General features: G+C 61.5%; 21 protein-coding genes. 8 read left to right on the forward strand and 13 right to left on the reverse strand.

What is annotated here, in order from left to right; genetic code table 11:
- Positions 1-418 precede the first annotated feature (418 nt).
- Positions 419-3,112 carry a hybrid sensor histidine kinase/response regulator gene (locus ACQ4WP_RS03195; RefSeq protein ID WP_436518639.1) on the forward strand — a complete coding sequence of 898 codons (2,694 nt, stop codon included), beginning with the start codon at positions 419-421 and terminating at the stop codon, positions 3,110-3,112.
- The gene (gene bla, locus ACQ4WP_RS03200) at positions 3,105-3,998 is read left to right on the forward strand and encodes a class A beta-lactamase (RefSeq protein ID WP_436518640.1); all 894 of its coding nucleotides are present in this window, start codon (positions 3,105-3,107) and stop codon (positions 3,996-3,998) included. The genes ACQ4WP_RS03195 and bla overlap by 8 nt, the downstream gene beginning before the upstream one ends.
- On the opposite strand, the gene ACQ4WP_RS03205 is transcribed toward bla, so the two are convergent.
- The 9 genes from ACQ4WP_RS03205 to ACQ4WP_RS03245 form a co-directional block, all read right to left on the reverse strand.
- Entirely contained in the window at positions 3,999-4,433 is a 435-nt protein-coding gene (locus ACQ4WP_RS03205) for a DUF695 domain-containing protein (protein ID WP_436518641.1), read from the reverse strand.
- A gap of 39 nt (positions 4,434-4,472) precedes the next feature.
- The gene (locus ACQ4WP_RS03210) at positions 4,473-5,135 is read right to left on the reverse strand and encodes a hypothetical protein (RefSeq protein ID WP_436518642.1); all 663 of its coding nucleotides are present in this window, start codon (positions 5,133-5,135) and stop codon (positions 4,473-4,475) included.
- A gap of 121 nt (positions 5,136-5,256) precedes the next feature.
- Complete coding sequence (locus ACQ4WP_RS03215) at positions 5,257-6,120, reverse strand: hypothetical protein (RefSeq protein WP_436518643.1); 864 nt, start codon at positions 6,118-6,120, stop codon at positions 5,257-5,259.
- Positions 6,121-6,195: 75 nt separating this feature from the next.
- Positions 6,196-7,182, reverse strand: coding sequence for an extracellular catalytic domain type 1 short-chain-length polyhydroxyalkanoate depolymerase (locus ACQ4WP_RS03220; RefSeq protein WP_436518644.1), 987 nt, complete (start codon positions 7,180-7,182; stop codon positions 6,196-6,198).
- A gap of 124 nt (positions 7,183-7,306) precedes the next feature.
- Positions 7,307-9,535: a TonB-dependent receptor gene (locus ACQ4WP_RS03225; RefSeq protein WP_436518645.1), complete on the reverse strand. Its 2,229-nt coding sequence runs from the start codon at positions 9,533-9,535 to the stop codon at positions 7,307-7,309.
- A gap of 148 nt (positions 9,536-9,683) precedes the next feature.
- The gene (locus tag ACQ4WP_RS03230) at positions 9,684-10,478 is read right to left on the reverse strand and encodes an alpha/beta fold hydrolase (protein ID WP_436518646.1); all 795 of its coding nucleotides are present in this window, start codon (positions 10,476-10,478) and stop codon (positions 9,684-9,686) included.
- 116 nt (positions 10,479-10,594) lie between these two features.
- Positions 10,595-11,233, reverse strand: coding sequence for a TetR/AcrR family transcriptional regulator (locus ACQ4WP_RS03235; protein WP_426072574.1), 639 nt, complete (start codon positions 11,231-11,233; stop codon positions 10,595-10,597).
- 108 nt (positions 11,234-11,341) lie between these two features.
- Positions 11,342-12,298 (reverse strand): bifunctional helix-turn-helix transcriptional regulator/GNAT family N-acetyltransferase, encoded by a 957-nt coding sequence (locus ACQ4WP_RS03240; protein WP_436518647.1) that lies wholly within the window; start codon positions 12,296-12,298, stop codon positions 11,342-11,344.
- Positions 12,299-12,372: 74 nt separating this feature from the next.
- On the reverse strand, positions 12,373-12,801 hold the full coding sequence (locus tag ACQ4WP_RS03245; protein WP_436518648.1) for a hypothetical protein: 429 nt from the start codon (positions 12,799-12,801) through the stop codon (positions 12,373-12,375).
- Between the two features lie 279 nt (positions 12,802-13,080).
- Here ACQ4WP_RS03245 and ACQ4WP_RS03250 point away from each other — a divergent pair, with 279 nt between their 5' ends.
- A complete protein-coding gene (locus ACQ4WP_RS03250) occupies positions 13,081-13,614 on the forward strand; it encodes a DUF1993 domain-containing protein (protein WP_436518649.1) in 534 nt (177 codons plus the stop codon).
- A gap of 17 nt (positions 13,615-13,631) precedes the next feature.
- On the forward strand, positions 13,632-13,943 hold the full coding sequence (locus tag ACQ4WP_RS03255) for a hypothetical protein (RefSeq protein WP_436518650.1): 312 nt from the start codon (positions 13,632-13,634) through the stop codon (positions 13,941-13,943).
- A gap of 42 nt (positions 13,944-13,985) precedes the next feature.
- On the opposite strand, the gene ACQ4WP_RS03260 is transcribed toward ACQ4WP_RS03255, so the two are convergent.
- Complete coding sequence (locus ACQ4WP_RS03260; RefSeq protein WP_436518651.1) at positions 13,986-14,702, reverse strand: SDR family NAD(P)-dependent oxidoreductase; 717 nt, start codon at positions 14,700-14,702, stop codon at positions 13,986-13,988.
- Between the two features lie 151 nt (positions 14,703-14,853).
- On the opposite strand from ACQ4WP_RS03260, the gene ACQ4WP_RS03265 reads away from it, so the two are divergent.
- The 4 genes from ACQ4WP_RS03265 (at position 14,854) to ACQ4WP_RS03280 (ending at position 19,609) form a co-directional block, all read left to right on the forward strand.
- Complete coding sequence (locus ACQ4WP_RS03265) at positions 14,854-16,158, forward strand: MFS transporter (RefSeq protein WP_436518652.1); 1,305 nt, start codon at positions 14,854-14,856, stop codon at positions 16,156-16,158.
- An 83-nt stretch (positions 16,159-16,241) separates the two neighbouring features.
- Positions 16,242-16,835, forward strand: coding sequence for a cysteine hydrolase family protein (locus ACQ4WP_RS03270; protein ID WP_436518653.1), 594 nt, complete (start codon positions 16,242-16,244; stop codon positions 16,833-16,835).
- 394 nt (positions 16,836-17,229) lie between these two features.
- The gene (locus ACQ4WP_RS03275; RefSeq protein ID WP_436518654.1) at positions 17,230-18,810 is read left to right on the forward strand and encodes an isocitrate lyase; all 1,581 of its coding nucleotides are present in this window, start codon (positions 17,230-17,232) and stop codon (positions 18,808-18,810) included.
- 166 nt (positions 18,811-18,976) lie between these two features.
- Positions 18,977-19,609 (forward strand): LysE family translocator, encoded by a 633-nt coding sequence (locus tag ACQ4WP_RS03280; RefSeq protein WP_436518663.1) that lies wholly within the window; start codon positions 18,977-18,979, stop codon positions 19,607-19,609.
- A 133-nt stretch (positions 19,610-19,742) separates the two neighbouring features.
- On the opposite strand, the gene ACQ4WP_RS03285 is transcribed toward ACQ4WP_RS03280, so the two are convergent.
- From ACQ4WP_RS03285 to ACQ4WP_RS03295, 3 genes are all read right to left on the reverse strand, one after another.
- A complete protein-coding gene (locus ACQ4WP_RS03285) occupies positions 19,743-20,036 on the reverse strand; it encodes an STY0301 family protein (protein WP_436518655.1) in 294 nt (97 codons plus the stop codon).
- 442 nt (positions 20,037-20,478) lie between these two features.
- Positions 20,479-20,853: a hypothetical protein gene (locus ACQ4WP_RS03290; RefSeq protein WP_436518656.1), complete on the reverse strand. Its 375-nt coding sequence runs from the start codon at positions 20,851-20,853 to the stop codon at positions 20,479-20,481.
- A gap of 7 nt (positions 20,854-20,860) precedes the next feature.
- On the reverse strand, positions 20,861-21,175 hold a 315-nt coding region (locus ACQ4WP_RS03295; protein ID WP_436518657.1), incomplete at its 5' end, for an integrase core domain-containing protein.

Genomic DNA, 21,175 nt, shown 5'->3' on the forward strand with positions numbered 1-21,175 from the left:
CGGATGTTTCTCCGCTCCTGGCGTCACTGGCTCTGCCCTGGCTGTCCTCCAAGCTGACAGCGGTTCCGGCCGCATCTCTGGGATGTCTGATGAACACCAACTTTTGAGTAAGGCGCCAATTTAATTCAAGCGCCTTATGCGCTGCAAGAATATTGTTATGTAAAATATTCATTCATCAACATAAAGGGCAGACTAGTGGTTATTCAGCCACAATAGCGCCCTCGCCTTGCAGTTTCACCCGATGATTTGCCGCAGGGCGCACCTTTTTCTCCTGGTCAGCCGAAAGCAGAACTGGCATCCTGCAAGACAGCCCTGAGGGTAAAAATAGTTGTAATATCGCCATAATTGAGTTGCAAGGCCGCCCCATTCCAGTGCGGTGGCGGCCCCTGCCCCCCTTGCACCATCGTCGATCGCCTCCATGTCAGAACCGAGCCAGCCCAGCAACGCCGTCCCGTCCTCCATCGCCGCCGCCCAGGCCGCACATTTACTGCTGGGCGCCCATTGCGACATCGTCTGGAGCACGAAAACCTTCGGCCAGTTCGATGCCGACCAGCCCTCCTGGCGCGCCTTCACGGGCCAGACCGAAGCCGAACTGCTGGGGCGCGGCTGGCTTAATGCCCTGCATCCGGACGACCGCAACTTGCCTTACGTCATGCCGTCGCATCTGACGACCGTGTTCGAAGCGGAATACCGGCTGCGCCACGTCAGCGGCACCTACCGCAATATGATCGTGCGCATGCTGCCCGTGTGCGGGCCCGACGGCAGCATCGTTGAATGGCTGGGCTCGCATTGCGACGTGACGCAGCAACGGCAGACGGAACAGCGGCTGCGCCTGGCCATGCAGGGCGGTCGCATGGGCACGTGGGAGATCGACCTGGGCAGCGGCAGCATGGCCTGCTCCGATGCGTTCAAGGCCAATCTGGGCCTGCCGCTTGCCAGCCACATCGATTACGCACAGTTGACGGGCGCCATGCTCGAGGGCGACCTGCAGCAGTGGCAGACGGTGGTGCATGCGGCCATCGCCAGCGCCAGCGATTTCGAGATCGACCTCCGGGTGCGCTGGCCCGACGGTTCGCTGCACTGGGCGCACATGCGCGGCACCTGCACCAGCGACGGCGCCGGCAACGTGATTGCCCTGTCCGGCATTTCGCTCGACCTGACGGCCAGCAAGCAGAACGAGGAAACCCTGCGCCTGACCCTGGCGGCCGGCGAAGTGGCCACCTGGAACTGGGACATCGTTGCAGACCGGGTCACGGCCGACAGCAATATGGCACGCTTGTTCCCCGTCAATGCCGGTGCGGCCACGGCGGCGCCGCTGGCGCGCTATCTGGACATCATCCATCCCGATGACCGCGAGCAAGTCAGCGCGCAGATTACCCAGGCGCTGCACGCGCACGCGCCGTTCGAGGCCAGCTACCGCATCGGTGCCGGCGATGGCCAGTGCCGCTCGGTCATCGCGCGGGGCCGCGCGGAATACGCACCCGATGGCACGCCCTTGCAACTTCCAGGCGTCCTGCTCGACATCACGCGCCAGAAACAGGTGGAAGATGCGCTGCGCCGCAGCGAGGAACGCTACCGCACCCTGATCGAGCTGATGGACCAGGCGTTTTGCGTCATTGAAATGCTGTATGACGAGCAAGGCCGCCCCATCGATTTCCGCTACCTGGAAGGCAACCCTGCCTTCGTCAAGCAGTCGGGGCTGGAGAACGCCATCGGCAAGACCATCCGCAGCTTCGTGCCCGAGCACGACCAGCACTGGTTCGACCTGTACGACCAGGTGGTCAAAACCGGCGAGCCCGTGCGCTACGAAAACGAAGCCGTGGCCATGGAGCGCTGGTTCGAAGTCTTCGCCGCGCGCCTGGGCGGCCCCGGCAGCCGTCTGCTGACGGTGCTGTTCAGCGACATCAGTGAGCGCAAGCGCTCGGAGCAGCAATTGCGCCAGTTGGCCGACAACCTGTCCGAGATGGACCGGCGCAAGACGGAATTCCTGGCCACTCTGGCGCACGAACTGCGCAACCCGCTGGCGCCCATCCGCAACGGCTTGCAAATCATGCACCTGGCGGCCGACAAGCCCGCCACCGTGGCGCGCGTGCGCGACGTGATGGAGCGGCAAGTCAATCAGATGGTGCATCTGGTCAATGATTTGCTGGACGTGGCCCGCATCACGCGGGGCCAGATCGAACTCAAATTGGAACGGGCGGACTTGAAAACCATCATCGCCAGCGCCGTGGAAACGAGCATGCCGTTGATCGAAGCGGGCCGCCACCAGTTGCAGGTGCAACTCGCTGAAGAACCGCTGCGGCTCGAGGCCGACCCCACGCGGCTGGCGCAAGTGCTGGGCAACTTGCTCAACAATGCCGCCAAGTACACGCCAGCAGGCGGGCACATCAACTTGCGCGCCTTGCACGACGGCAACGAGGTGCTGATCGAAGTGCAGGACAGCGGCGTGGGCATTCCCGCAGAATCGATCACGACCGTGTTTGACATGTTTACGCAGGTAGGGCAAAACATGGGCAGGGCTCAGGGCGGCCTGGGCATCGGCCTGTCGCTGGTACGGCGCCTGGCCGAGTTGCATGGCGGCAGCGCCACGGCGGCCAGTCCCGGCGCCGGCCTGGGCAGCACCTTCAGCGTGCGCCTGCCCCTGCTGGCGGCGGAGCCAGCCGCACCCGATGCACTGACCATTCCCGCCGCGCCGGCCTCGCCGGCCGGCGCCACCAGCGGCCCACGCTTCCGCGTGCTGTTGGTCGACGACAACGCCGATGCGGCCAATACCCTCGCCGCCGTGCTCGACATGATGGGCCATGCCACGCAAGTGGCCCACGACGGCGAGCAAGCCCTGGCCGTGGCGCCGCAATTTTTGCCAGACGTTATCTTCCTCGACATCGGCCTGCCCGGCATGAGCGGTTACGACGTGGCGCGCGCGCTGCGCCAGATACCGGCCGGCGCCAACGTCGTGCTCGTCGCATTGACGGGTTGGGGCGCCGAAAACGACCGCAGCCAATCGAGCGCGGCCGGCTTCGACCACCATCTGACCAAACCGGCCAGCCTGCTCGCCATCGGCGAACTGCTGGCCACCCTTTCCACACCAAAAACACCTGCAGACCATGACTGAATCCCCAAACCACGTCCGCCGCCACCTCTTGCTGGCCAGCGGCGCCGCCCTGCTGTGCCCGACACCGCTGCTGTTTGCCGCGCCCGCCACCCGCATCGCCGCCGCCCAGACGCAACTGGCCGCGCTGGAACAGGCTGCAGGCGGACGCCTCGGCATTGCCGCCTGGCGCCAGGGCAGCGACCTGCGCGTCGCCTATCGCGCCGACGAACGCTTTCCCCTGTGCAGCACCTTCAAGGCGATGCTGGCGGCCGCCGTGCTGGCGCGCAGCGTCAGCCAGCAGGGCTTGCTGGATCAGCACGTGCGTTACGAGAAAAAAGACCTGGTCACGTATTCGCCAATAACGGAAAAGCATCTGGCCGACGGCATGAGCGTGGCGGACCTGTGCGCCGCCACCTTGCAGTACAGCGACAATAGCGCGGCCAATTTTTTGATGACAGTATTAGGCGGGCCGCAAGCCGTGACGGCGTTTGCACGCAGCATCGGCAATACGGTATTCCAGCTGGAACGCTGGGAAACAGAACTCAATAGCGCCATCCCAGGCGAAGTGCGCGACACGGCCAGCCCTGCGTCGATGGCGCACAGCCTGCAGCAATTGTTATTGGGAAATAGCTTGCCGGCACCGCAGCGCCAGCAGCTCGACGCCTGGATGCGCGGCAACACGACGGGCGACAAGCGCATCCGCGCCGGCGTGCCGGCCGGCTGGCAGGTGGCCGACAAGACGGGTTCGGGCGCCTACGGCAGCGTCAACGATATCGGCGTGGCCTACCCGGCCAGCGGCGCGCCACTGCTGATCGCCGTGTACTACACGCGCGAACAGAAAAAAGCGGACACCAACCAGGACATCATCACGGCCGCCACGCGCATCGTGACGGCGGCGCTGGCGTAATTACTTCGGCAGGGCGGCCATAAATCCCGCATACGTGGACCAGGCAGGGTCGGCCGCGCTGCGAATTTCAATCGGGAATTTCGGGCGCGATGCCAGCGTCGTGTTGAGGCGATTGAAAAACTCTTCGCCCGACTGCGTGTAATAAATCCATTCGCGCAAGTTTTCGCCCGTCGATACCAGCGCCAGGGTGGCGAAGCCGCCCTCCTCCACCACGGGCGCCAGCGCCGCTTCCAGCTCTTCCATGTGCTCGCGCTCGTTCGGCGCGGGCATGCCCGTTTCGTCCTCATAACGCCAAGCGATGATGATGCGATCCGGCTGCGACGACAGGTCCCAGTCGTCATGGAAGGCGTCGACATAGCGGTAGATGATGGCCATCTCGTCGCTGTGCGTGACGATGGTGCCCCAGCTGCGGGCGGAAGTGGAATTCTGGTTCATGGTTGCAACAGTCAAAAAAATAAATCGAGGGTGCGCAGCTTACAGCACTGGCGGGCAAGTCACATTCCAGGCGTCATACTGGGCACCGCTCTTGCGTAGCCAGACACGCGCGTAGCTGTCGCGGTCGCTCTTGAACACCAGCGCATAGCGCTCTTCGGCACGCGGCGCAGCGGAGCCCACGTCGACGGCTGCCAGCGTAAACTTCAGCGCCCGCAATGGGGCGCAGGCCGTATTGCCCGCCATTAATAATCGTGCCCGCTCCAGCAGCGGCTTCTGGTACAGCAACACGCCTTCCAGCTCCACATCGGGAATGCGCTGCAGCATGCGCACGGGTTCGGTCACCGCGCGGCAGGTGCCACGGTCGAGCCAGGCGTAATACTCCATGCCCGCCTCCTGCCAGCCCGCCTGCTTGCCCTCGCCGTGCAACACGAACTTGGTGCGCTGCGTACGGCACAGCGCGCCATGGCCGCGATACGGCGGCGTTTCCACGCTGCCCACCACTTCGCTGCCGCGGCCACCTACCACGGGCACGCTCTCGAACACGGTGCGTGCAGCGGGCTCGCCCGGATATTGCTGCGCATAAAAATCCAGCAAGGACGCGCGCTGCTGCGCATCCACCGCCACCGCCTCGGCGGCACTGGCAGAGAAGCACACGGCCGACACTACACACAGCGCCAAAGGGCGCACAATATATCTTGGCATGGCATTCCTTCCATCGGAGTTCAGGGGCGGGTATCGCCCAAGCGCAGATTATATAGTTACCACGAAATACAGGGAGGAGCGGGTGTCAGGAAGTGTGCCAGCTGGCGAAACCGGCTGATCTTTAGTCAGAAGTTGTCCTGCTGTCCAGTACTTGCCACAAGACGTGCCGCTTGGCCGCCAGCGCTGCATCCGCCAAGCTCCACTGCTCCAGCCGCAACGCATACGCAGGCGTCATCATCCAGCCAAACACTTCCGCCTTGTCTTCCTCGGGGCCGTAGCCTGCGTACAGGCTGACGAGTCCCGGTTGCGGGTGACCGAGGTTCTGGAAGCCCTTGCCGTAAGCCGTAGCGCCGCCCTGGCCGTAGGCTGTGCCGGGCGGGTTCAGGGCCAGCCAGGCGGGGTCGCGGTAGTAGAAATCGTTGAACAGGCGGTATTCGATGAAATGGTAATACTCGTGGTGCACGCGCAGCTCCATGCCGGACGGACACATTGCGGCCAGCAAGTTGTCGGCGTAGACGACGCTGTCGATTTCCGGCGCCGGCATGGCCAGGCGGCGCTGGCCGTCCACGCTCAAGTCCTTGACCAAGACGACGTGACGCAAGCCCGTGCGCGCGAAGACGCCTGCCGGGTAGCGTTCCATGGCAGGCAAGACGATACTCAGTAACAATTGCAGTCCGGCGCGGTCTTGCTCCGCGTCGCTAAAGGCGTGCGCCTCGCTGCCGGGCATGGACAAGGTCCAGGCTGGCGCCAGTTGCAAGACCGCCAGGCGCGCCGTGGCGATGGCCTGCAGTTGCGCCACGCTGGCGTCCTTGGGTGCGACGGGCGCATAGCGCACGTTCCAGTCGCACTCGCTGCGCATGCTGTCTTGCTGGGCGGCACGCTCGAACGCTTGCGCGTAGGACGCCGATGGCGCGGACGGGCCGACACTGGCGCAAGCAGACAGCAATGCAACGGCAAGACAGGACAGCAGGCGGCAAACAGGCATGGGATGGTTCACAAGCATAAAAATGGGGCGCTATCGCTGCGTCCCATTGTACAAGCTGCACATTTCCTCACAGCATCAGCGCTGGTAATTCTTGAAGAAATTCCAGCTGATCACGGTGGCGTCCGGTCCCAGTTCATCGCTGAACGGCCAGCCGGGAGGGCCGCCGCTCCACGCATGGTTCATGCCTTCCACCGTGTACTTTTGCGCGATGACGGCGCCGTTGTGCAGATAGGTGTCGATGGAATAGCTGCGGCCGTATGGCACCGTCTGGCGCACGATGCTGTCGGCACGGTAGCGCACGCTGTCATTGTCGAGGCCATCGTCGCCGTAATCGCTGGTCTGCAGGAATTGCTCGATGGTTTGCTCGCCGTTGACCGGGTTGACGACGATGTCGGAAGTGCCGTGGAACACCATCGTCGGCATCAGCCGGCGCGGCGAACCGGAGCAGCGCCAGGCATCCTTGCCCCGCACTTTCGGGTCGAACGCGCTGCCGTTGAACAGCGAATCAGCGGCCGTCAGCATGCCGATGGCGCCCTTGTATATGCCGCCAGAATGCACCATCACGGCGGCGAACACATCCGAGTAACAAGCGGCCATGATGGAGGCCATGGCGCCGCCCGCCGAAATGCCCGTCACATACACGCGGCTATCCTGCACCGCATACTTGTTCTTGACCTTGTTCAAGATGCCCATCAGCACGGCCGGTTCGCCCGTGCCCCGTTCCTGGTTCAGCGGCAGCATGAAATTCCAGCAGCGCATGGGGTTGGCCGTGGCGTTCTGGCGCGGATAGACGACGATGAAATTTTCGCTGTCGGCCAGCTGGTTGTAGCGGCTGACGGCAGCCATGCTGTTGGGCTCGGAACCGCAGCCGTGCAGCATCAGCACCACGGGCAGCGGCGTGTTCGGATTGTAATTGCTCGGTAGCCACACCTGGTATTCACGCGAACCCCACAGGCTCGCATACAGGCCGAAGTCCCACTGCCCGGCGGTGGCCGGCAGCGCGGCCAGCAAGCCGCAGGCGGCGATGAGTGCAGATAACAAGTAACGCAGTTTAGATGCCATGCCAGTCTCCTGATTATTATTAACGACGAAAACAGCGACAACAAACCGGCTTGAGACACATCAAGCCGGCACTTCCGACCGGCGAGGCCGGACCCAACGGGTCCAGCCCCGGCAGTGAAGAACTTTAAAATTTGTAACCTGCCTTGGCGATGATCTGGCGCGGCGGACCATAGAAACCGTCGAGGATGAACACGGCGGGAATGTTGTAGCCATCCGTGCGGTAACGTTTGTTGCCCAGGTTGCTGCCATGCAAACTGAAGGTCCAGTTCTTCGGCGCTTCCCAGACGACGCCAGCCGTCCAGATGCTGTAACCGCCTTGCGCCAGGGCTTCGCTCAAGTCCGTGGTCGGATACACCTTGCTGCGGTAGCCATAGCCGACCATGCTGCGCAAGGCGCCGCCAAACACGTCGCGGTCCGTGCGCGTCAGGTTCAAGCCCACTTGCCGACGTGGCGTATTGCTGAACTTTTGCGTATCCGCAATGTTCTTGCCGCCACTCATGAACTCGTCATAGCTGGCATTCAGCAAAGCGAGGAAACCGTTGACTTCCCACTGGCGGTTGGGCCGCCACGAGAATTCGAACTCGGCGCCTTTGACGGTCGCCTTGCCTGCATTTGTGAAGTCGCCATAGAAGCCCGGCACGCCGCCCGGCTGCACATAGCTGGTGAAGACGGACAGCTGGATATCCTTGTAGCGGTTGTAGAACAGGGCCACATTGGCATCGAACGTATCGTCCGGCGCCGCATACTTCATGCCCACTTCCAGCGCGTCGAGTTTTTCATCCTTGTAGGGCCGCGCGGAATCGGGCACCACCAGGTTGTTGGCGCGCACATTGTAGCCGCCCGATTTGAAACCGCGCGACAGGTTGCTGTAGAAATTCGTCGTCTTCGACGCTTCATAGCGCACGGAGATTTTCGGCGAGGTATTGCTGACCGACAAGGACTTGTCGAAGTCGGCCGCCGTCTGGATGGGCCGCGTAAAGCCCACGTCAGCGAAGGCGCGGTTGAGCACGATGGCGCGCTTTTCCTCGCGCGTGTGGCGCAAGCCCGCATTGATGCTCCACACCTTGCCCAGCGGCCAGGTCCAGTCCGTGTACAGCGCCGTGCTGTCCGTCTCCACCGTGCTGACGGCGGCCGTGAACTGGCGTCCCAGAAAGTTGTTGTAGATGCCGCCGCCGGCCGTGCCTTCGAAGCGGTACAGGCCGATCACGCCAGCGCCATAGTCGCCGCTGTATGAGGCCTGCAATTCCAGGCTCTTCTGTTCGTCGCGCGAGTCGCCGAACACGTCGGCAATCGGCTGCGGCAAGCCGTCGAAGTCGATGGTTTGCTCGGACGTGCTGCGCCGCTTGGCGCCGATCACCTTCACGGACCACTCGTTCGACAGCGTATAGTTGGCCACCAGCGAACCGCCCCGGTTGTGCGTAAAGTTGTTGCCCGGCATGCCGCTCTGGATGTCATACGCATCCGTGCTGGCGGGCCGCTTGAGCGGATCGAAAGCGCTCACGCCCATGCGCTGGAAGCCGCGCACGCCCGATTTGTCGTCCGTGGCGTCCAGGCTCAGCACGACAGTCAAAGGGATATCCTGCGGAAAATAACCGATGGACAGGCGCGCAGCCGTGCTGTCCTGGTCGCTGACCTGTTCGCCATTGAAGGTGTTGCGCCCGAAACCATCGCGGTCCAGCTTGGCAGCGGCCAGGCGCGCGCGCCAGGTGCCGTTCTCGTTGGCCAGATTGAAGGCAGCCTTGAAGTTGCGCTGATTGTAATTACCGAGTCCCACTTCCGCCGAAGCGCCGTTTTCCTTCGCCAAGGGGCGCGAAATGTACTTGATGGCGCCGCCAATGGTGTTCTTGCCGTACAGGGTGCCTTGCGGACCGCGCAGCACTTCGATGCGCTGCACGTCGAACACGTCGAGCAGGGCGCCTTGCGGACGGGCCATGTAGACGTCGTCAAAATAAATGCCCACGCCCGGGTCCACGCCCCATACGGGGTCGGCCTGCCCCACGCCGCGGATGAAAGCCGTCAGGGTGGTATTCGTGCCGCGCGAAGCGTATACGGTCAGGTTCGGCACGCGCTCCTGCAAGTCGGCCAGGTTCTGGATATTCGCCCGTTCCAGGGCCTTGGCGGAAAACGCCGTGACGGCCAGCGGCACATCCTGCAGCCGCTCTTCGCGGCGGCGGGCGGAAACGGTGACGGTTTCCATGCGTTCTTTCGCGTCGCTGGCTTCGCTGGCTTCGCTGGCGCTCTGGGCGCTGGCGGCGGCAGACGTGGCGGCCTCCTGTGCCAGCGCCTGGATGGAAAAGCTGAAGGCACCGGCAACGGCGAGGGCGGCGGGCATTAATTTCAAAGCAAGTTTCATAGCGTCTCCAATGTCAAGCTTGCTTGCCACCAGGGAAGACGGCCGGATTCCAGGAGCGCAAGACGTAACGGTACCCGCGCGCGTATAGCGAGCACCTGCCCTGCGATGACTGTTTCCCGGCCCCCTGCCCGTGCGGCAAGTGGCCTGTTTATTTTGAATGTGTGGCGAGGAAGGACTGCAACAAGGTATTCACACGCTGCGCCTGGTCCAGGGGCGTGGCGTGGCGCGAGTTCGCGATAATCTCGATCTCGCACTGCTGAAACTGTGCGGCAAAGGCCCGCTTGCTGGCGACGGGCGTGTAATCCTGGTCGGCCGCCATGATGAAGACGGGCATGGCCAGGGCCTGGAAATGAATGTCGATATCCCAATGGAAAATGGCATCCAGCGCGGCCAGGTAGGCGCGCTTGTCCATGCCTGCCATCTGCGTGGCGAAGCGCTCGACCAGCGCTTGCTGGGATGGATCGGGAAACAGTTTCTTGCCGATGATCTTGCCCATGGGCTTCAAGCCCAGGGTGGCGATCACCGTGCGGCGCAGCCAGTAGGCAAACAGCAAAGACGCCGGCTTGCTGCCCTGGAACGGCTGGGAATTGATCAGGCACAAGCTGGCCACACGGCCAGGGGCGCGGTTGGCCATTTCCAGGCCCACCATTCCACCCAGGGAAAAGCCGACGATGTGCGCACGCGGCACGTCGAGCTGGTCCATCAAGTTGAAGAGGTCGTTGGCGAAGTCGCCGATCTGCCAGTCGCCACCAGGCGCGGGACTGGCGCCATGGCCGCGCATATCAGGCACGATCAGGCGATAGTGACTGCCGAGGGCGTCGATCTGCGGGCGCCAGTCTTCGCCGCAGGACCCGAGGCCATGCAGCAGAAACACAGGCTCGCCCTGCCCCGTGCCGAGGTCGAGGTAATGCAATGGAACATCGGATGTCGTGTGACGCCGCATTCTGTCTCCTTGCTGTTGAACATGCTTTGTGTTCAGGTGCAGGAATCTGTTTTCCTGCTGTTGGAAAACATAATACGGAATCCGAATTCCGATTTCAAGCTAAATCGATAAATATCTCAAGTCAGGTAATTTAAAGCAACACGCACCAGTTCATCTTCCAGTGCCGCGCCCGATAAAAAGGACAGCGAACCCGTCAAGGTGTGCTGGTTCAGGATGCCCAGCAGCACGGGCGGCACCACCATCATCGCCTGCGTGGGGTTCGGGTGGCGGATGCTGGCCGACTTGCTGGCCAGCACGGCAACCGTGCGTTGCGAGATCAAATGATTGATCTGATGCACCCTGTCTCGAAATTGCGCATCCTGCGACGCGCGCGTGATCAAGGCCCGCAAGACGCCACTGCGCCCGCCATTCACGGCCACGAACATGGCTACCATGGCGCGGATGAAGTCTTCCAGGCTGCGCGTTTCCCACTGGCGCAGTTCCGTCAGCGTCTCGACCTTTTCCACCATGTCGGAAAAAAAGCGCTGCAGCAGCAAGCGGCTCAGGGTGTCCTTGTCGCCCAGCAAGCGGTAAAAGGTGCCGACGGATGTTTCCGCCAGCCTGGCCAGGTCGGCCACGCCGATTTCATCGAAACGGTTTTCCGCCAGCAACTGTTCGCCCACCAGCAGCAAGCGCTCGAACGCTTGCTTGCTGCGCGCCTGGGTGGGCTCCGGTGGAACGATCATCTGCGGGAAGGGCATCGGGAAGGAAGGCATGCGGCGTCGGCGTCTCTCGATAGTGGAACCTGGGTTCCGTTATTGGGTGCGCGTATTGTAACGCGGGAGACGGCCGATGGGGAGCGCCGCGTGGCGCCCTCGCGTGTGCTACCTGCCCTGCCACTCCATGTAGACGTCGGCGCGCTGGTAATGGGCGTCGCCGGCAGGCCGCGCCACGTGTGTAAAACCGCTGCTTTCGTACAGGCGGATGGCCGGCGCCAGCTTGCTGTTCGACTCCAGGAACAGCAGTTTTGCGCCGCTGGCCTCGAAGGCGTCGAAGGCCCGTGCGATCAGCCGCCGCGCGATGCCCAGACCCTGGCATTCGGGTGTGACGACCATCTTCGACAGCTCGATGCTGGCGTCGCCGGCGCGGATCAGGGCGCAAGTGCCAACGATCTTGCCATCGAGGCGCGCGAGGAAAATCTGCCCGCCAGCGTCAAGAATCGAGCGTTGCGGATCGGACAGCACCATGTCGTCCAGCGCCTCGACATAGAAATAGCGCTCCAGCCATTCGATATTCAGTCGCTTGAAATCGGCCGCGTAGGGCGCGGCGTAGTCGATGATCTCCACGGCGGCCTGCTCGCGCTGGCGCCAGCAGGCGGCGATCGTCTCGCCGAAACCCTGCGCCTGCAAACGCGCTTCCGCCCGGTCCAGGCTGGCCATCAGTTGCGACGTACCGTGCTCAAATACCGTATCGACGGCCGCGCGCACATCGTCCCACAGGGGCGCCATGTTGCGCAGCAAGGCTTGCCCGGCGTCGGACAGCGCCAGCAACCGGCGCCGCTCATCCTTGGCATCCGGCATTTCCGCCACCACGCCGGCATCGAGCAGCCTGCGTCCCAGCTGCACCACCACCGGATGCGTCTGCCCGATCTGCGCGGCCAGGGCCGTGATCGCCGTGGGGCCGTTGTCGCGCAGCAGCAATAACAAGGGGAAACAGCGCGACGTCAGCTCGACGCCAGCGGCCACATAGCTGGTATCGACGCCGGCATACAGTTGATCGGAAAGACGGCGCAGTCGGCTGGCCAGCATCAGCGAGCCGTAGACTTGCAGGTTGGAGGACATGATGAACAGGATATATGTAAGTAGTTACGTATACCCTAACGCAAACCGACTTTCGAGGTCAAGCACGGGCTTAGTTAGTCCTCATCCTCCGCCATCGCCGCTTGCCACCCGGCCTGGAATACTGCCTCGGCCATCGTGCCCATAGTCGGCCACACCTGCGTCAGCCAGCGCTCGCCCTCCTCGGTAAGCGCCACATACGGCTCGTCGCGCATGGCGCAGGCCAGGCCTATCGCGATGACCTGCCCCGCATCCTCCAGGCCGCCGGCGATCATCGCGGCGATGGGCAAGGCGATCAGCTCGGCGGTCAACTGCGGACGCAGCAGGCAGGCGGGCGCGATGATGGCGAACGACGCTTCCACATAGTTCCAGCAATTGGTGGGCCAGTGGGCAGCCTTGACGGTCTCGAGGAAGACCGCATCGTTAAAGGCATCCGGCTGGGCTTGCGCCTGCGCATAAAAGGTGGCGAGGGCGACGAGTTGTGGCGGGGAAGTCCAGGTGGGCATCGGGCAAGATCCAAAGGGGCGCCGCGCCGCGCCGGGCTGGCGGCAAAGGCGGACTGTAGCATGTTCAATCGGCACGCTGAAACAAGGCTGACCCGGGCATAATGCTGGCATCGCTCTTGCCCCTCTATGTATGCATGCCGACCGCCCTTGAACTCTGGAAGGCCGAACTATTCAATGTGGGCGCCTGAGCGCATGGCCGCATGCCAAGCTTCGCCCCGTTTGCGCAAGAGCCGCGCGCCTTTCCGCTCCCAACTCATCCCCAACTACATGAGGAAGTCCATGTCGGTCTACGCCATCACCATCCCCTGCTTTGCACAGATGCTGCGCTCCCTGACGACGCTGCTCATCAAAGGCGAGGAACGCGCCCAGGCACTGGGTTTCGATCCGCAACACCTGCTCGACGCGCGGCTGGCACCCGACATGCACACCTTGGCGCGGCAGGTGGAATTCACCTGCACCCAGGCGCAGGAAGCCGTGTGCCGGCTGACGCAGCAAGCGCTGCCCCGGCTCGCCACGCCCGCCAACATGCGGCAAGCCAAGGCGCTGATCGAGGACACCCTGGCGATGCTCGCTTCGGCGGACCGCGCAGCGGTCGACGCCGGCGCCGAGCGGCAAGTATCGATCACCCTGGCCGGCGGCTTGAGCTTCGACATGACGGGCCTGGAATATGCGCTGAACTGGGCCACGCCGCAATTCTATTTTCACCTGGTGACGGCCTACAACATCCTGCGCCATAACGGCGTGCCGCTTGGCAAGGCCGAATATGTGCAGCATATGTTTGCGTATGCGCGCCAACCAGAATTACTTGTATAGATGAAGGAAGGAAAGCAATGCTGCTATCACTCGACGATCCCATCTGGCCCACCCTGGAAGGCGGCTACCGCATGCCTTACGACGTGGCCGAGGCGCTCAAGGCCATGCAGGCGGGCGAAGACGTGTGGCATGAGCTGTGGGAAGAGCTGCACCACCAGGCAGCCTGGGCGCAGCTGCCCGCCATCGCCGCGCGCGACCCGCAGGGCCAGTTTGACCCAGTCATGCTGGAATCCGTGTTTGCCGTGCTGGCCCTCGCCAATGGCAAGCTGCGGCTGGGCGCCCTGCTACTGCAGATGGACTCCTCTGAAGTGGATGAATGGCTGAAATAGCGGTTGGGCTGGTCCGAGGTCTACGGCAAAGACGCGTAACAGTCAGAAACGCTCGTCGCGCAGCGCCGGCAGCACCAGTTCGCGCACGAACGAGGCATTCGATAGGCTCAGCAGCATACGCACGACGGCAACGACGTCATGCACGGGGATCAGCTCGCCTTCGCCCCGCGCAGCGGCGTCCGCCAGCGGCACCGACAAGCCATCGTAGGTATTCAAATAGCCCAGCTGCAGCGCCGTCACGGCCAGTCCCTGTGCGCGGAAACCTTCACGCAAGGCATCGGCGATGCCGTTCAGGGCGAATTTCGAGGCGCTGAACGTTACTTCCGGGCGGCCGCTCTGGCGCAGGCCGGAAGTGGACCCCGTGAGTATCAGCTGCGGCTTGCTGCTGGCCAGCAAGCGCGGCACCAGGCGCTTGAGCAGCAAAATGGTCGCCGTGATGTTGGTATTGACCATGTCGACGATGGCGTCGTCCGTATCGCCGAGGAAAGCGTAGTCGTCGCTGAAGGCTTTTTCTTCCCACACGCCCAGGTTGTAGATCACCGCGTCCAGCGCGGCGGGCGCTACACGCGCAATGCGTTCAACGGCCTCGGTCGGCACAGACAGGTCCGCCGCGATCCATTGCAGCTGTGTGCCCTGGCCGGTGGGCAAGTCGGCAGCTTGCTGGCGCGATACGCCGATGACGGCATGTCCGTCAGCGAGCAAACCGTCCACCAGCGCGCGTCCCAGGCCCCGGCTGGCGCCCACGATCATGATATGCATACTGTGTCCTTTCCAATGAAGTCAATGCTGATGATAGCGACGTTGTATTAAGGACAGCTGAGGCGACTGCCCATCCCCACGCGTTTACTCACGCGGCGGAAATGCGTATGCTAGGTCGGGCAATCTCCGATAACACACAAGAACGAGACACATGCCTACTTCCAACACCGCCGCAAGCAACGCAGCAACACGCCCCCTCACCCAGCAAGACTATAAGACCCTGTCGCTGGCCGCACTCGGTGGCGCGCTGGAATTCTACGATTTCATCATCTTCGTCTTCTTCGCCAACGCCATCGGCCAGCTGTTCTTCCCGCCAGAAATGCCGGAATGGCTGCGTTTGCTGCAAACCTTCGGCATCTTTGCCGCCGGCTACGTGGTGCGCCCGCTGGGCGGCATCGTCATGGCCCACTTCGGCGACTTGCTGGGCCGCAAGCGCATGTTCACCCTGTCCATCCTGATGATGGCCGTGCCGACACTGCTGATCGGCCTGCTGCCGACCTACGCCACCATCGGCCTGGCCGCCCCGCTGCTGCTGCTCTTGATGCGCGTCTTCCAGGGCGCGGCCGTGGGTGGCGAAGTGCCGGGCGCCTGGGTGTTTGTCTCGGAACACGTTCCTAGCCGTTTCACGGGCTTTGCCTGCGGCACGCTGACGGCCGGCCTGACGGTGGGCATCCTGCTCGGTTCGCTCGTGGCGATGGGCTTGAACACCGTCTACACGCCGGAAGAAGTGACGGGCGGCGCCTGGCGCTATCCGTTCTTGCTGGGTGGCATCTTCGGCTTTGGCGCCATGTATCTGCGCCGCTGGCTGCATGAGACCCCCGTCTTCGCAGAAATGCAGCAGCGCAAGGCCCTGTCCACGGAAATGCCATTGAAATCCGTGCTGCGCAGCCACCGCGGCGCCGTCGCCGTGTCGATGCTGCTGACGTGGATGCTGTCGGCCGGCATCGTCGTCGTCATTTTGATGACGCCGGCCCTGCTGCAAAAGATCCACCACATCGCCCCGCGCACCACCCTGGTGGCCAATACCGTGGCCACCCTGTGCCTGGCCTTCGGCTGCATCATCGCCGGCATGCTGGCCGACCGCCTGGGCGGCAAGCGCGTGATCTTCGTCGGCTCCGTGCTGCTGGCCATCAGCACGTATATTTTCTACACCACCATCGGCAGCCGCCCCGACCTGCTGCTGCCCCTGTACGCCATGACGGGCCTGTGCGTCGGCGTCGTCGGCGCCGTGCCCTACGTGCTGGTGCAAGCGTTTCCGGCCCAGGTGCGCTTCTCGGGACTGTCGTTTTCCTACAACTTGTCGTACGCGATTTTCGGCGGCCTGACGCCCGTGGTCGTGACCCTGATGCTGAAGAACAACGTGCTGGGCCCCGCCTATTATGTGATCGGCGTGTGCGTGGTGGGCATGCTGACGGCGCTGTTCATCAAGGACCAGCGGCAGACCGTGGGACGCTAGATTCGCGCCCCTGCGGTAATCACCCCAGCACTATTTCTCCAGGCAGGCGCCAGGTGCGCCTGCCCCCCTCCCAGGCTACCAACATGCATGCCCACCATCCCGCACTGATCATCATCGACATGCAACAAGGCATGGCCAGCCCCACTGCCGGAAGCCGCAACAATCCCGGTGCGGAACACCAGATTGCCACCCTGCTGCAAGCCTGGCGCGCAGCGGACGCCACCGTCGTACATGTGCGCCACATTTCCAGAACGCCAGGCTCGCCCTTCTGGCCCGGCCAGCCCGGCGTTGAATTCCAGGCGGCGCTGGCGCCTTTACCGGAAGAGCATGTCGTGGAAAAAAATGTGCCGGATGCCTTCATCCACTCGGGACTGGAACGCTGGTTGCGCGTGCGCAGCATCAGCAAGCTGGTCATCGTGGGCGTCAGCACCAATAATTCCGTGGAGTCAAGCGCGCGCACTGCAGGCAATCTGGGCTTTGCCACGCAAGTCGTCGCCGATGCGTGCTTTGCGTTTGCTCAAGTCGACTATGCGGGCACGCCAAGAACGGCGGACGAGGTGCATGCAATGGCGCTGGCCAATTTGCATGGCGAGTATGCGCAAGTGGTGGCAACGGCGGACGTGATCGACGCGCTGTCCCGCCCTTGCCCTGCGCCAGCGCCCCACCTTGTCCGCTAAGCTGTGGCCGGCATACGACATCTGCGCTGAAAAAAGCATCGCCGCAAGGTCCTCTGCACATTGCCAGCAGGCATACACAAGCCAGCGCTACGTTCGGGTGGCTCCTTTCACCCCGATTTGTCGCGCTGCACCAAAATCTGAAAAGGCGTTTCACATTGCGGAATCCCAAACATTGGACTCAGCCATGAATGCTCTCACTTTTTGAAAATTCATTCCACATCCTGAAAAATTATAATTAAGTCTTTGAAAAATAAGGAATAAATTTAAGTTATATGTCTTATATAAGACTTGAACATCGGTGCCAATCGGCCTACTATTTAGTCATGCAGTTCGCATCGACAAAGTGGCGCACTCGACGATTTTCTCAAACTTAGTTTTTCTTTAGGAGATACACATGTCCCAATATCAAGACGACATCAAGGCTGTTGCCGGTTTGAAAGAGCAACAAGGTAGCGCATGGAACGCCATCAATCCCGAGTCCGCCGCCCGCATGCGCGCCCAGAACAAGTTCAAGACCGGCCTGGACATCGCCCGCTACACGGCCAAGATCATGCGCAACGACATGGCTGCCTACGATGCGGACCCATCCAAGTACACCCAGTCGCTCGGTTGCTGGCACGGTTTCATCGGTCAACAGAAGATGATTTCGATCAAGAAGCACTTCAACAGCACCGACCGCCGCTACCTCTACCTGTCCGGCTGGATGGTCGCTGCCCTGCGCTCCGAGTTCGGTCCGCTGCCAGACCAGTCGATGCATGAAAAAACCGCCGTCTCGGCCCTGATCAAGGAGCTGTACACTTTCCTGCGCCAGGCCGATGCCCGCGAACTCGGCGGCCTGTTCCGCCAGCTGGACGCGGCCCAAGGTGCTGAGAAGCAAGCCATCCAGGCCAAGATCGACGGCCACATCACCCACGTCGTGCCCATCATCGCCGACATCGACGCCGGTTTCGGCAATGCCGAAGCAACGTACCTGCTGGCGAAACAGTTCATCGAAGCTGGCGCCTGCTGCATCCAGATCGAAAACCAGGTGTCCGACGAGAAACAATGCGGCCACCAGGACGGTAAAGTCACGGTACCGCACGAAGACTTCCTGGCCAAGATCCGCGCCATCCGCTACGCCTTCCTGGAACTGGGCGTGGACGACGGCATCATCGTTGCCCGTACCGATTCGCTGGGCGCCGGCCTGACCAAGCAGATCGCCGTCACCAATGAACCAGGCGACCTGGGCGACCAATACAATGCCTTCCTCGACTGCGAAGAAGTGTCGGCCGACGCGCTGGGCAATGGCGACGTCATCATCAAGCGCGAAGGCAAGCTGCTGCGTCCAAAACGCCTGCCGAGCAACCTGTTCCAGTTCCGCGCCGGTTCCGGTGAAGAGCGTTGCGTGCTCGACTGCATCACCTCGCTGCAAAACGGCGCCGACCTGCTGTGGATCGAAACGGAAAAACCGCACATCGCGCAAATCGGCGGCATGGTCAGCGAAATCCGCAAGGTCATCCCGAACGCCAAGCTGGTGTACAACAACAGCCCATCGTTCAACTGGACCCTGAACTTCCGCCAGCAGGTGTATGACATCATGAAGGCCGACGGCAAGGACGTGTCCGCCTACGAACGCGCCCAGCTGATGAGCGTGGAATACGACCAGACAGAATTGGCGATCACGGCCGACGAGAAAATCCGCACCTTCCAGGCCGACTCGGCCCGCGAAGCCGGCATCTTCCATCACCTGATCACCCTGCCTACCTACCACACGGCCGCCTTGTCGACCGACAACCTGGCCAAGGAATACTTCGGCGACCAGGGCATGCTGGGCTACGTGGCCGGCGTGCAGCGCAAGGAAATCCGCCAGGGCATCGCCTGCGTGAAACATCAAAACATGTCCGGTTCGGACATCGGCGACGATCACAAGGATTACTTCAGCGGCGAAGCGGCGTTGAAGGCGGCTGGTAAAGACAACACCATGAACCAGTTCTAAGTTTTTGGCTTGGCTGTAGAGTGAAAAACCCGCTTCGGCGGGTTTTTTTGCGTCTGCGGGATGAAACATGCGCAGCAATATTGCCATGTCCGGCAGGCAACTTTCAGCTGTGCTAATCTTGGCCTTCGGATGGCTTACGGTCAACTTTTTCCCGTGGAGGTGCGCAGTGCCTGATGTAACAGCCTTGCTGATGTTTGGACTCGTGGCCCTGGGCATGGCGTTGACTCCCGGCCCCAACATGATCTACCTGATTTCCCGCTCCATCAGCCAGGGCCGCCGCGCCGGCTTCATCTCGCTCGGCGGAGTCGCCGTCGGCTTCCTGTTCTACATGCTGTGCGCCGCCTTCGGCATTACCGCCTTTGTCTTTGCCGTGCCCTACGCCTACGATGCCCTGCGCTTCGGCGGCGCCGCCTATTTGCTGTACCTGGCCTGGCAAGCCGTCAAGCCGGGCGGACGCTCGGCGTTTGCCGTGCGCGACCTGCCTGTCGATGGGCCGCGCAAACTCTTTCTCATGGGCTTGATTACCAATCTGGCCAATCCCAAGATTACCGTCATGTATTTGTCGCTGTTGCCGCAATTCATTACGCCGGGGCATGGGAGTATTTTGGTGCAATCGGTGGTGCTGGGTGGCGTGCAGATTTCCATCAGCTTGGTGGTGAATGCGGCGATTGCGGTGATGGCTGGGTCGATTGCGGGGTTTCTGGCAAGCCGGCCGGGTTGGGTGGCGGTGCAAAGATGGATGATGGGGGGCGTGTTCACGGGGTTGGCGGTGAAGATGGTTGGCGAGGGTAGGAAATAGATGGGCGGATGGTGAGTTTGTGCTTACGCCGCAGACAGCGCCCAAACCAGAATGCCGTTCAGACCAAGCTGAACGGCATTTTTTGTACTTCACCCGCAGGCCCGCCTGGCGATACCGGCGATGCCAAAATGAATTAACGGCAATCGATATCGATCTCGCTCTGCCCGGCCTTGCGCCCCTTCCTGTAGGTAAATTCGCAATGGCTGACACTGTCGTCCATTCTCCTCGACAGTGTTACTTCGCCATGCACGCCGTAACGGCATTGCAACCACTTGCCGTCTGGATAGCTGCCTTCCAGACGGTAGCTGAGCGTCGTTTTTCCTTTCTTCTTGCGCTCCCCGCTGGGTACCAGCTGCCCCCCTGCGCTCCGGCGCGCCATCGATAGGCGCTGGGTGCCGGGGTCAGGTGCCGGGGTCAGGTCCGCCATTTGAACACGGACTCATGCATCGGGCGCCGTAAAAGCCTGCTAAGTCGAAACCTAATTAGAACCACGAACGCGCGCCGCAGGCGCGCGAGGCTGCCGCGCAGCGGCAGCAGTCAGTAGATTCGGAGAGGGCCGGGCCGGTAGGCCCGCCCCTTCGAATCCCCCGCGCACGCCCCGCAGGGGGCGTGCTTCTCTCCGCGTACAGACGAAAAAAAAGCTACCCGAGGGTAGCTTTTTCTTTTTCGTCTGTGGCGGAGAGGGGGATTCCTATCATTGAAAGAATGCCCTAGGATGCTTATTATTCTTAATGCTCCGCTTGCACCATGCCCCCTTATATACCCCCGGTGCCTACTCGAAATAAGGCAGGCAATCAGCACCGGGAATATAACTTATTCCATGCGCACATATTTAATAATTTCAATTAAATAAAATATAAATAATAAAATTAAAAAGCTATATCGTCCTGAAATATGAAAAAACCTTCATATCGATATATTTCCCTCAACGCTTTCGCAGTTCGCTCCTTCAAACGTTGATTTGAATTTAATTTCTCTATCTCAACCTCGTCACAATCAACGCCGATCCACACGTGTTTATCTTTATCATTCCAATAAACAGAAATAGGAAACTCCCCACTGAAATCTTTACCCAATATAATTACTATCAGTACATAAATTTTTTCTTTTAATTCTGGTTCAAATATTTTTGCTCTTGCTCGATCTTTTACCAAATCCACATAAAATGAGTCGTTTTCTTCAGCATACCATTTGCAGTTCGCATTATGCAGCGTTCTATGAGGTGTACTGTCAATAGCGGACACTCTTGTTTCAAGCCGCCTGTGGTTGTTTGCTGAATTTTTCAGCAAACAACGCGGGCGGAACATTGCCGAGGCGCGAGTGGCGCCGCTGGCGGTTGTAAAAGCTTTCGATGTATTCCTGTATCGCAGCTTTCGCGTCGGCCCGGGTGGCGTAACGTTGATGGTGCACCAGCTCATTTTTCAAGCTGCCCCAGAAGCTTTCCATGGACGCGTTGTCGTAGCAGTTTCCTCTGCGCGACATGGACGCCTGCATGCCAAATTGTTTCACCAGTTTTTGATAGTCGTGGGCGCAGTACTGGCTGCCACGGTCGGAGTGATGAATCAG

The organism is Janthinobacterium lyxosi, assembly GCF_051380665.1.
GTDB lineage: Bacteria > Pseudomonadota > Gammaproteobacteria > Burkholderiales > Burkholderiaceae_D > Janthinobacterium.

Excerpts from the sequence above, each read along its gene's own strand:
- bla (WP_436518640.1), top strand. The coding sequence starts at position 3,105 with ATGACTGAATCCCCAAACCACGTCCGCCGCCACCTCTTGCTGGCCAGC.
- ACQ4WP_RS03250 (WP_436518649.1), top strand. The coding sequence starts at position 13,081 with ATGTCGGTCTACGCCATCACCATCCCCTGCTTTGCACAGATGCTGCGC.
- ACQ4WP_RS03285 (WP_436518655.1), bottom strand. The coding sequence starts at position 20,036 with ATGGCGGACCTGACCCCGGCACCTGACCCCGGCACCCAGCGCCTATCG.
- ACQ4WP_RS03240 (WP_436518647.1), bottom strand. The coding sequence starts at position 12,298 with ATGTCCTCCAACCTGCAAGTCTACGGCTCGCTGATGCTGGCCAGCCGA.
- ACQ4WP_RS03255 (WP_436518650.1), top strand. The coding sequence starts at position 13,632 with ATGCTGCTATCACTCGACGATCCCATCTGGCCCACCCTGGAAGGCGGC.
- ACQ4WP_RS03230 (WP_436518646.1), bottom strand. The coding sequence starts at position 10,478 with ATGCGGCGTCACACGACATCCGATGTTCCATTGCATTACCTCGACCTC.
- ACQ4WP_RS03210 (WP_436518642.1), bottom strand. The coding sequence starts at position 5,135 with ATGCCAAGATATATTGTGCGCCCTTTGGCGCTGTGTGTAGTGTCGGCC.
- ACQ4WP_RS03195 (WP_436518639.1), top strand. The coding sequence starts at position 419 with ATGTCAGAACCGAGCCAGCCCAGCAACGCCGTCCCGTCCTCCATCGCC.
- ACQ4WP_RS03235 (WP_426072574.1), bottom strand. The coding sequence starts at position 11,233 with ATGCCTTCCTTCCCGATGCCCTTCCCGCAGATGATCGTTCCACCGGAG.
- ACQ4WP_RS03205 (WP_436518641.1), bottom strand. The coding sequence starts at position 4,433 with ATGAACCAGAATTCCACTTCCGCCCGCAGCTGGGGCACCATCGTCACG.
- ACQ4WP_RS03220 (WP_436518644.1), bottom strand. The coding sequence starts at position 7,182 with ATGGCATCTAAACTGCGTTACTTGTTATCTGCACTCATCGCCGCCTGC.
- ACQ4WP_RS03245 (WP_436518648.1), bottom strand. The coding sequence starts at position 12,801 with ATGCCCACCTGGACTTCCCCGCCACAACTCGTCGCCCTCGCCACCTTT.
- ACQ4WP_RS03275 (WP_436518654.1), top strand. The coding sequence starts at position 17,230 with ATGTCCCAATATCAAGACGACATCAAGGCTGTTGCCGGTTTGAAAGAG.
- ACQ4WP_RS03265 (WP_436518652.1), top strand. The coding sequence starts at position 14,854 with ATGCCTACTTCCAACACCGCCGCAAGCAACGCAGCAACACGCCCCCTC.
- ACQ4WP_RS03270 (WP_436518653.1), top strand. The coding sequence starts at position 16,242 with ATGCATGCCCACCATCCCGCACTGATCATCATCGACATGCAACAAGGC.
- ACQ4WP_RS03260 (WP_436518651.1), bottom strand. The coding sequence starts at position 14,702 with ATGCATATCATGATCGTGGGCGCCAGCCGGGGCCTGGGACGCGCGCTG.
- ACQ4WP_RS03225 (WP_436518645.1), bottom strand. The coding sequence starts at position 9,535 with ATGAAACTTGCTTTGAAATTAATGCCCGCCGCCCTCGCCGTTGCCGGT.
- ACQ4WP_RS03215 (WP_436518643.1), bottom strand. The coding sequence starts at position 6,120 with ATGCCTGTTTGCCGCCTGCTGTCCTGTCTTGCCGTTGCATTGCTGTCT.